At 59.6% G+C, this 5,363-nt stretch carries 6 protein-coding genes; 3 read left to right on the top strand and 3 right to left on the bottom strand.

The window, feature by feature from the left end:
* Positions 1 to 20: 20 nt before the first annotated feature.
* Positions 21 to 179 carry a deoxyhypusine synthase family protein gene (locus NW819_RS10135; RefSeq protein WP_414413660.1) on the top strand — a complete coding sequence of 53 codons (159 nt, stop codon included), beginning with the start codon at positions 21 to 23 and terminating at the stop codon, positions 177 to 179.
* Positions 180 to 189: 10 nt separating this feature from the next.
* On the opposite strand, the gene NW819_RS10130 is transcribed toward NW819_RS10135, so the two are convergent.
* Genes NW819_RS10130 through NW819_RS10120 form a run of 3 tightly spaced genes read right to left on the bottom strand, consistent with a single transcriptional unit; the run spans position 190 to position 2,232 of the window.
* The gene (locus tag NW819_RS10130) at positions 190 to 759 is read right to left on the bottom strand and encodes an ankyrin repeat domain-containing protein (RefSeq protein WP_414413659.1); all 570 of its coding nucleotides are present in this window, start codon (positions 757 to 759) and stop codon (positions 190 to 192) included.
* A gap of 4 nt (positions 760 to 763) precedes the next feature.
* Positions 764 to 1,582 carry an MBL fold metallo-hydrolase gene (locus NW819_RS10125; protein ID WP_414413658.1) on the bottom strand — a complete coding sequence of 273 codons (819 nt, stop codon included), beginning with the start codon at positions 1,580 to 1,582 and terminating at the stop codon, positions 764 to 766.
* Entirely contained in the window at positions 1,579 to 2,232 is a 654-nt protein-coding gene (locus NW819_RS10120; RefSeq protein WP_011433980.1) for an anthranilate synthase component II, read from the bottom strand. The genes NW819_RS10125 and NW819_RS10120 overlap by 4 nt, the downstream gene beginning before the upstream one ends.
* Positions 2,233 to 2,427: 195 nt before the next feature.
* Here NW819_RS10120 and NW819_RS10115 point away from each other — a divergent pair, with 195 nt between their 5' ends.
* The gene (locus NW819_RS10115; RefSeq protein ID WP_414406825.1) at positions 2,428 to 4,839 is read left to right on the top strand and encodes a DEAD/DEAH box helicase; all 2,412 of its coding nucleotides are present in this window, start codon (positions 2,428 to 2,430) and stop codon (positions 4,837 to 4,839) included.
* Positions 4,840 to 4,879: 40 nt separating this feature from the next.
* On the top strand, positions 4,880 to 5,239 hold the full coding sequence (locus tag NW819_RS10110) for a hypothetical protein (RefSeq protein WP_414413657.1): 360 nt from the start codon (positions 4,880 to 4,882) through the stop codon (positions 5,237 to 5,239).
* Positions 5,240 to 5,363: the final 124 nt, after the last annotated feature.

Below are 5,363 nucleotides of genomic sequence, written 5' to 3'. Positions count from 1 at the left end.
TGTGGGGCTATTTCTGCCAGATCAGCGACTCCACCACCAGCTACGGCTCCTATTCGGGAGCAGTGCCCAATGAGAAGATCACCTGGGGCAAATTGGGGATCGACACCCCCAAATTTGTCATCGAGTCGGATGCCACCATCGTGGCGCCTTTGATCTTCGCCTCGGTGCTGGGGTGGTAGAGAAGGGGAATCAATCTGTATGCCCGTCGGTTGAGGCGGAGCGGGGCCAGCGGGACAACAGGGTTGCAGCTTCCCAGCGGCGCAGATCCTGGGCAATGCGCAGGGGCGTGAGGCCGTAGCCATCCGGCTCGTCGATCTCGGAGCCATGTTCCAGCAGCAGCCGAACGACCTCTGGGTTGCCGGACCAAGCGGCAAAATGTAGGGGAAGGCCACCGGCACCAAAGCGAGCGTTCACCTCCGCCCCTCCCTGGAGCAGGGCTTTCGTAACCTCAGGGTTGCCCAGGCGAGCGGCTTGGTGTAAGGGGCTGGCTCCCCCATAGTCCGGTCGATTGGGATCCGCCCCCGCTGCCAGCAAAAGACGGGCGTTGAGGCCGCTTTCTACGAAAAACAGGGCTGTCTTGCCCCGCTCATCGACGGCGTTGGCGTCTTTCCCCAGCCAGAGAGCCAGTTGCAGCCGCAGCGGGTTGGCTTGGGCCAAGGCTTGTGGATCTTCTGCCAAGGTGTGACCGTAGAGGCCCAAGCCCCCCACCACCATTAGGGATCCCAGTCCGACAGCGATTTTTAGGACCTGACCTCGCATAGCCCTATTCCTCAAAGAAAAGGATGGCGAGCCCCTGCCTGGGCAGAGCCTGGGCCGAGAGCAGCAACGGGTTGCTGAGGGCAGGTTGCGCGGCAGCAGCGGGGAAGAGACGCAAAAACTCCTGCAGCGGCAGCAGCTCGCATTGGGATTCCTCGGCGGCGGCCGTGCGATACATGGTGGGGATGACCAGCTTGGGCTGCAGCGCCTCAATGGCCGCCTTGGCCCCGGCAGGATCGTAATTTTTCGGCCCACCCCCCACTGGCACCAGCAACAGGTCGGGACGAGCAAGCAGGATGGACTGCTCCCGCGTAATTGGCTGCAGCGCCCCTCCCAAATGGACAATGTCGATCCCAGCCATGCGCCAGCGCCAACCCACGTTTACGCCAAAGCGAGGGCCACGGGGCATGCGTACTCCTTGCACCCGGATCCCGTCAATCAGATAGTCTCCCGGCTGAAACAGCACCTTGGGGTTGCCGGGCACCACATCCAAAGCACCCTCATCCAACAAGCGGCTGCTGAGCAACACCAGATCGGCAGCAACTCGTGGGGCAGGATAGCCAGCCGTACAGCCCGCCGGCCGAAACGGGTTGACCAGAAACCGTCGGCCCTCCCCCTCGAACAAAACACAACTGTGGTGCAGCCAAGTCAGTTGCAGCCCCTGCGAGCTGGAGCCGGGAGTGAACTCTATAGACCCTGGGGTTGTTGGCGTTTCCGAACCTTGTGCCGGCGCTGTCTGAGCGCCCGCTTTGCGCCCTCTGGCCAGGTTCACGGCCATCGATCCCAGCAGCCCAGCGCTGGCTTGCAGAAGCTGGCGACGCTTCATGGAGTGGGGATCCCTGATGTAACAACGGCAACGGTTTCCTGAGGTTTCTGCGAAACATTGGGCTGAGCAGCAGTTGAGGCTTTGGCGCTGCGCAGGAAGTTGCTCAACAAGCGCTTGCCCTCTGCAGTCAAGATGCTCTCCGGGTGGAACTGCACGCCCTGAACGTGGGGATAGCGGCGGTGGCGTACCCCCATGATGATCCCATCGCCTGTTTGAGCCGTCACCTCCAGCTCGTCAGGACACGTAGAAGGCTCGATCACCAAGCTGTGGTAGCGGGTGGCCGTGAAAGGCTGGCTCAACCCCTCAAACACCCCCACCCCTCGATGGTAAATGAGCGAGGTTTTGCCATGCATCAGCTCAGGTGCGCGCACGATCTGACCACCATAGACCTGGCCAATGCACTGGTGCCCCAGACAAACCCCCAAAATCGGCAGCTCTGGCCCCAGCTCCCGAATCAACTCCAGGGAGATCCCGGCATCTTCCGGCCGCCCTGGCCCAGGAGAGATAACTACAGCTTGCGGCTGCATTCGGCGCAGGTCGTCAACGGAGAGCTGGTCATTGCGAAAAACCTGAAGCTGAGCTCCCAACTCCCCCAGGTACTGCACCAAGTTGTAGGTAAAGCTGTCGTAGTTGTCGATGACGACCAGCACGATAGCATCCGGCAACGGCACCCCATTTTAGCACTTGCTTGAGCTGCTGTTCTTGATCCAAAGAAGCAGAGTAACTGGCGCTTTTTGCAGGGGAGCAGTCGACGCCCCAAGAAAGCTTGTATCCTAGAAGGTACAACCCACAGGAAGCAGTGAATTGGGCGGGTTTCCAGGTTTCCCAATGTTGATTTGGATCCCATGAGTGCGCTTCTCTCCCCGGCAACCGATTTGCTGGACGAGTTGCGGCAGCTTTTCCCCTTCGAGCTGGACGACTTTCAGATCCGAGCCATTCAGGTTCTGGCTGCTGGGGAATCGGTGGTGGTCTGTGCTCCCACGGGATCCGGCAAGACCCTGATCGGAGAGTATGCCATCTATCGGGCCCTATCCCAGGGCAAGCGGGTTTTCTATACAACGCCCCTGAAGGCCCTCTCCAACCAAAAGTTCCGGGATTTTGGCCAGCAATTCGGCCCAGAACAGGTTGGCCTGCTCACCGGCGACATCTCCATCAACCGGGAGGCGCCGATCTTGGTGATGACCACCGAGATCTTCCGCAACATGCTCTATGGCACGCCGCTCTCTCTGGCCGTTCAGAGAGGAGCCTCCGGCGATGGGATGGAACCTTGGGAGGAGGCGGAGGCCCTGAGTCGGGATCCCTTGCGAGAGGTGCAGGCGGTGATCCTGGACGAATGCCATTACATGAACGACCAGCAGCGGGGCACCGTCTGGGAAGAAGCAATCATCTACTGCCCCCCCACGATCCAGCTCATTGCCCTTTCTGCCACCCTGGCCAACAGCGACCAGCTCACCGATTGGATGAACCAGGTGCATGGCCCCACCCATCTGATCGACTCCAACCACCGCCCGGTGCCGCTGCAATTTCACTTTGCCAATCGCAAAGGGCTGTTCCCCCTGCTGGAGCAAACCGAGTCCGGCCAGTGGGTTTGCAATCGCCGCCTGAAAAGCAAACTCCCCAAGTCAGGTCAGTCTCCCTATGGGGGAGTGCCGGATATGGTGCAGGTGGTGGAGAACTTGCGCCAGCGGGACATGCTGCCGGCCATCTATTTCATCTTCAGTCGCAAAGGCTGTGATATGGCCGTGGCCAGCGTAAGGGATCTGGACTTGGTAGCCAGCGAGGAAGAACGGCAGCAGTTGGCCGAGCAGATCGACCGCTTTTGTCGAGAAACGCCCGAAGCTGTCCGCCGAGATCAGTTGGATGCCCTTTACCGGGGTATTGCCGCTCACCATGCCGGCATGTTGCCTGCCTGGAAGGGACTGGTGGAGCATCTGTTTCAGCAGGGATTGGTGAAGCTGGTCTTCGCCACTGAGACTTTGGCCGCCGGGATCAACATGCCCGCCCGCACAACTGTCATCTCCTCCCTTTCTAAGCGCACCGACAACGGCCACCGCCTCTTGACCGCTTCCGAGTTCATGCAAATGTCGGGCCGAGCCGGACGGCGGGGCAAGGACATCATCGGCCATGTGGTGACGGTGCAATCCCCGTTTGAGGGGGCCCAAGAAGCTGCGCGGCTGGCCACCTCTGGAGCGGATCCCTTGGTGAGCCAGTTTACCCCCACCTATGGCATGGTGCTGAACCTGCTGCAAAAGCACTCTTTGGAAGCAGCACGGGATCTGATCAACCGCAGCTTCGGCCAGTATTTGCTCTCGTTGCAAAAGTTGCCCGAACAACAGGAGATCCTGCACACGCGCGCCGAGCTGGAGGAGATCGACCGTCTCTTGGGAGGCATTGCCGACGAAGATATCGCCCGCTATGAGAAGATGCAGGCGCAACGGCGGGAAGAACGACGCATTTTGCGCTACTTGCTCAAACAACGGGAAGCTGAGCCGGATCCCACCTTGCGGCTGTTGGCCTTTCCCCACATTCATGCCCAAGAGGAAAAAATCCGTGCCCTAGAAGCTCAAATCCGAGAGAATCCCGCTCACCAAGTGGGGAAAAAATTGCTGGGTTTGCGAGAAAAACGCCAGCGCTTGCTCAAGCGCCTCGAGCACCTGGAGCGGCAAAGCGATTCCGTGCAGGAGTTGCGCTGGCAGCAATTTATGGCCTTGGTGGGGGTGTTGCAGGATTTCAACTGTCTGCAAGAGTATCAACCTACCGATAGCGGAGAGGTGGTGGCCGCGCTGCGGGGGGATAACGAGCTCTGGCTGGCGCTGGCTCTGCTCTCGGGTGAGTGTCAGGGCTGTGCTCCCCATCATTTGGCCGGAGTTGTGGCTGCCTTGGTCTCAGAGGCTCCCCGTTCAGGTACCTACAGCCGGCTGCGCACCTCGGGGCTGGTGGAGGATGTGCTGCACGGATTGCGGGGTTTACGGCGGCAGCTGTTCCGCAGCCAACGGCAACACCAGGTGTTTCATGTGCCGATCGGGTTTGAGCCCAGCTTGGCCGGGATCGTCGAACATTGGGCGCAAGGGATCCCTTGGGAAACCCTAGAAGCCAGCACCAACCTAGATGCCGGAGACTTGGTGCGCCTGATCCGCCGCACGCTGGATTTGCTTTCTCAGATCCCTTATGTACCCCATCTGCCGGCAGAGTTACGGGAAAATGCCCGTCAAGCCCAAAAAATGCTGGATCGCTTCCCGGTGAGCGAGTTGATCTAGCGAGCTCAGACCGTTTGCTGTTCAGTGAGGTTGCAGCTCTATGATGCCCGCCGGTGAACCCACCCTCAGGGATGTGTTGAGTGTTATTGAAGAGATCCGGCAAGATGTGGAAGAGATCCGACAGGATGTGGAAGGACTCCGGCAGGATGTCTCCAGAACCAACGAGTGGCTAGAAGCCCTGGCAGCCGATCAAGCAAAGCGCTGGGCCGAGCAGGAAAGACGTTGGGCTGAGCAGGAGAGACGTTGGGCCGAGCAGGGGATAGAAAACCGGGTGATCCTAGAACGAATTGACACCTATCAAAAGGCTAGCGCCCAAGTGGTTAACCTGGCTTTTGCCTTGATTGGAGCTGCCACCGTAGCTCTTGTCGGCATCGTCCTACGGTTGGCCGTTAGTCTATAGTCAGCTGGTTCGGCAAAAACTTCGGCAGGCAGGATGGCCTTGCTTCTCTATTCGGCAACTGGTACGGCTTGTCCTTGAGTTTGGCATTCCGAATGGCCATCTGTAAACTACCCGGCCCTGACTG

Origin of the sequence: Synechococcus sp. R8-2, assembly GCF_047461715.1 — a bacterium.
Taxonomy (GTDB): domain Bacteria; phylum Cyanobacteriota; class Cyanobacteriia; order Thermostichales; family Thermostichaceae; genus Thermostichus.
Note: the sequence above shows the minus strand (reverse complement) of the source record. Positions and strands in the feature narration are given on the sequence as shown.

Coding starts and splice junctions, on each gene's coding strand:
- NW819_RS10130 (WP_414413659.1), bottom strand. CDS start 759: ATGCGAGGTCAGGTCCTAAAAATCGCTGTCGGACTGGGATCCCTAATG.
- NW819_RS10125 (WP_414413658.1), bottom strand. CDS start 1,582: ATGAAGCGTCGCCAGCTTCTGCAAGCCAGCGCTGGGCTGCTGGGATCG.
- NW819_RS10115 (WP_414406825.1), top strand. CDS start 2,428: ATGAGTGCGCTTCTCTCCCCGGCAACCGATTTGCTGGACGAGTTGCGG.
- NW819_RS10110 (WP_414413657.1), top strand. CDS start 4,880: ATGATGCCCGCCGGTGAACCCACCCTCAGGGATGTGTTGAGTGTTATT.